The following is a 798-nucleotide window of genomic DNA, read 5'->3' on the forward strand; positions in this document are numbered from 1 at the left end:
TTTGCCGACCTTGCCCAGCCGGCCATGAACGCGAATGCGGCACCCAACGGGGGAACGACGAGCACTGCGGCGATCACGGCGGGAACCGCCAGCAGGGGATGCCAGCGGCTGCCCACCCCGCCCCGGACCAGACAGCACTCGGCCCAAAAGCCCCCGCAGCCTGGCTGACGACCACCGCCCCAAACCCCGCCACCGTGGCACGGACACGCCCAGGGGACACGGGCAACAACACAGGACCGGCGGCCCCGCTGCCCGCTCCGCTCCTCCCCCGGCACTGCCTGACGGCGTACACCCAAGTCACCGGTACGGCCTGTGGCAACCCCTGCTCCGCCGTGCCCGTCCCGGCTGTGCGACTCTGGCGTGCCGGGACCTGGTGTACATGGCTCGCGCATCCGCACGGACCATGGTCGTGACGGAACGCCAGGCCCCGGCACGCCCCCTCCTCCCGGGAGGGGGCGGTCTCAGGTACGGCGACCGTTCCTGAACGGAAGTACCGGGCCGCGGTGCCGACGCCAGCCCGTACGCCCACCTTTGAGAAGGTCAGCAGGCGGAAGCGCTGACGGAGGTCTCCTTGATCGGGGCCTTCTGGCTGGGCAGGTTCTTCCTCTGGAACGAGCCCCCCGTGAGCGTGACCTTGTAGGTACCGGGTCCCTCGCAGGAGAACCACACCGAGCGGTTGATCACGCTGTCCGAGCCACCGGCGGTGAACGCCTTGCTGCGCGGCTTGCCCGTACAGTCAACGGCGTGCGGGTCATCGGGCTCGAACGCGTCGAGCCCGCACCTGCCCTCCTCGAAGCC

1 protein-coding gene is annotated in these 798 nt (G+C 70.4%); it reads right to left on the reverse strand.

What is annotated here, in order from left to right; genetic code table 11:
* Positions 1-540 precede the first annotated feature (540 nt).
* A partial coding sequence (locus IE260_RS41080) for a hypothetical protein (RefSeq protein WP_189881027.1) occupies positions 541-798 on the reverse strand: 258 nt, incomplete at its 5' end.

It is taken from the genome of Streptomyces viridiviolaceus (genome assembly GCF_014650995.1).
Taxonomy (GTDB): domain Bacteria; phylum Actinomycetota; class Actinomycetes; order Streptomycetales; family Streptomycetaceae; genus Streptomyces; species Streptomyces viridiviolaceus.